The sequence below is a fragment of the Vibrio scophthalmi LMG 19158 genome (assembly GCF_000222585.1).
GTDB classification, from domain to species: domain Bacteria; phylum Pseudomonadota; class Gammaproteobacteria; order Enterobacterales; family Vibrionaceae; genus Vibrio; species Vibrio scophthalmi.
In genome coordinates, this window is sequence record NZ_AFWE01000181.1 from 1 (window position 1) to 2,684 (window position 2,684).

Annotated in this window: 3 protein-coding genes and 1 pseudogene; 1 reads left to right on the forward strand and 3 read right to left on the reverse strand. The window is 41.5% G+C overall.

Going from position 1 to position 2,684, the window contains the following annotated elements:
- The coding region (locus RH88_RS14685; protein ID WP_138944300.1) for a DNA-binding protein at positions 1-976 on the reverse strand (976 nt) is incomplete at its 3' end.
- Positions 977-985: 9 nt separating this feature from the next.
- Positions 986-1,204 carry a helix-turn-helix domain-containing protein gene (locus RH88_RS14690; RefSeq protein WP_005597391.1) on the reverse strand — a complete coding sequence of 73 codons (219 nt, stop codon included), beginning with the start codon at positions 1,202-1,204 and terminating at the stop codon, positions 986-988.
- 158 nt (positions 1,205-1,362) lie between these two features.
- Between RH88_RS14690 and RH88_RS22770 the strand changes: the two genes are divergently transcribed.
- A complete protein-coding gene (locus RH88_RS22770; protein WP_005597393.1) occupies positions 1,363-1,938 on the forward strand; it encodes a DNA-binding protein in 576 nt (191 codons plus the stop codon).
- A 553-nt stretch (positions 1,939-2,491) separates the two neighbouring features.
- Here RH88_RS22770 and RH88_RS14700 read toward each other — a convergent pair.
- A pseudogene (locus tag RH88_RS14700) lies at positions 2,492-2,684 on the reverse strand (H(+)/Cl(-) exchange transporter ClcA); the annotation flags it as partial.

A 2,684-nucleotide genomic window follows, 5' to 3' on the forward strand; every position in this document is an offset into this window, starting at 1 on the left:
AGAATCTTGCGCGGCGAGACCAAACATCAATCACACCTGAAATATGCACACGCTTACGATTACCTTCCCAAACACACTCGATATCGCCTGGCGTTGCATCGAGCTCCCACAAATCATTAAGGGCTTGAGCAATCTCACTGGCATCACCAAAGGCGCTCATAAACTCGTTTCGCCACTTGTCTGGGTTGGTCATGTAAGTGAATGAACTTGCGTTCTTCTCTTTCCAACTGCTCATCCAAATCCGCAATGAACTTTGAGAGGGCAATTGAAAGGTACTTTCACCGTACCGAGCCTCTAACAATGTCAGCATTTTGCGATCGTTAGTGGTTGGATACTCAATCATCGTCGCGATAATGAACTCAGCCATATCGGGTTGCTCTGAAATTAGCGAGCGGCCCTTACGCGATTTGGCTTTGTTAAACTCAAGCGCTAGTCCTATCACACCTTCTTGACGGAAAACTCGCACCCATCGGTAGAGCATTTGAGATCCAATACGCGTCATATCGATCACGTCTTTGTTGTCTCTGGCAAACGGCAACTCTAAGGTATTGACCGCTTTCAAAAAGAGATCGATAGCTCGGTCGCCCCTTGATAATGACTGAGCATTGATAAAGCTGTGGTACAAGCTGACTAACTCAGCACGGACTAGGGCTTTTTCTCTATGCTCTTGGCTGATATGCATCAGCTCTTTTGCAAGCGATTCACGCTTTGCTTTTTCTTTTGCTTGTCGCTCTGCAATTGGCTCTTCGAGTTCGAACTTCTCAACAATGTCTTTTAATGCTTTGCTGGCTTGCTCTTTACGAAGGTGCCTTTGAGTTTCAATCGGCAAGCTGTCGATATGGTATTCAAATGCTCGACCTTTAACGCCCTCTGGTTTTCTTTTCAGCCAGTTTTCGTTGGTGGCTTTACAAGTAATCCCCCTAGATGTAGTTGGAAGACCAGGGGTGCCCATTAATTCCTTACTTAAGAACCACATAGCAACACCTTAATATCTACTAGGCCAGATCGTTTCTGGTGAAACACCTAAAGCACCAGCTATAATTTTTTGAGCTTTAGGGTATCTAACTCTAAATACGTTTCTCAAAGTCCCTTCAGCCAATCCAGCTGTTCTGGATAACTCTGTCATATTTAGACCTTTTTTTTCCAACTCAGCTTTTATGTCAGCTTGATGCCAATCACTGGCGATCGTTTCTTTTTCTTTCATCTTATGCCACCATTAAAAGTTAACCGTCCGTGTAACTCTTACCCGTTACACGCTCCGTTATGGGTATATTACGTTAAAGGAAATTAAAAGGTCAAACCTTTTCCTTTAAAAATTTAAAGTAATTTCGCTTATTTTTAGTAAGCCATTGATTGTTAAGTATGTTTTATTTTAAAGAAGCAATGAACCTTAAAAGGAAGTTGCTTCCTTTATCTTGGAGGCTAAACGGAAGTATGAAAGAGTGGTATCAAACAAAAGAACTAGTAGGGCTCGCTGGCTTACCTGGCACAATACGAGGGATTAATCACAAAGCAAAAGTAGAGAACTGGTTAAAAAGAAAACCCGAAGGCATCAAAGGAAGAGCGTATGAATATCATATAGATTCGATACCTAGGGAAGCTTTGGAAGATCTATCCCCTGGCAACAGTGAAATGCCAGAACCATCTGCTTTTCGTGCGCGTAATGCGAAACAAATCCTCATGGCATTAATATTAGAGTCTGACGATTCACTAATCGAAGCCATACACAAACAAGTTGTACATAAGGGCATGGAAAGCCTTTACGTCAATGAGCGAGATAAGAGAATGCTTGATTTAGTTGCAGATTGTGACGATGAAGAGTTCAAAGAGATTTTCGCTTTCATTCGTAAAGCGAAATACGCTCTCCTAGCCGGATACAAAGTTGATCCAGCTGCTATAAATTCAGATTTAGATATAGAAAAGAAAAAGCAAGCGTAAGGTAGCACCTTGCGCTTAGCTTATTGATGGATGTTAAGGGGCTTGAGATATGGAGTAACACGAACGATGGGAGTGTGGCGGTTGAAATTCAGATACAAACATACAGCAACCGTGTGCAGTTATTTATTAGCAAACACTAACACAAGATAATGCTTTATTGATTCATTTATCAGTTACATGGATGTGTTTATCGCTGAAATGAGACTTTGATTTGTTTTAACGTGCTATCGTTAATTTTTATTTGAAAATATTCGGGCGCTCTCGATGCTATCATTATCGTCGCGCTCAAAGCCTTGCTATCATTACCTCTATTCGATTCTCACGAAATCTCTGAAAATATCTGAAAATCTCACTATTTTTTATTCCTTCTTACTAATTACAAGAAGGGGGAACGTTTTGAAATTGTGTCAGCCTTCTCCAGTTCAAGCCGAGCTCCTAAGATATATATTTTGCACAGCTATTTACTGTACTTGATCGTCAAAATGATAGGCAGCGTAGATAGCCCAATCGATAGGCGCAGATAATATCAAGCTCGGTGCTAGTGATGCAATTCTCAATTCCCGTCGCGCGGTAAGTCAGCTTGTCTTAGCTTCTCATTTTTCAGTGTACGGTGGAGTAACTGGCTATAAATCGGTTGGCCACCAAGCATTTGGGCAAAAATCACCGCGCCTAAACTGGTGATGATCAAGGGGAGGATCAAATAGTAGTTATTGGTCATTTCGATCACCAATAAAATACCGGTGATT

Bases quoted from the DNA above. Each gene is read 5' to 3' on its own strand.
- RH88_RS22770 (WP_005597393.1), top strand. From the start codon at position 1,363: ATGTTTTATTTTAAAGAAGCAATGAACCTTAAAAGGAAGTTGCTTCCT.
- RH88_RS14690 (WP_005597391.1), bottom strand. From the start codon at position 1,204: ATGAAAGAAAAAGAAACGATCGCCAGTGATTGGCATCAAGCTGACATA.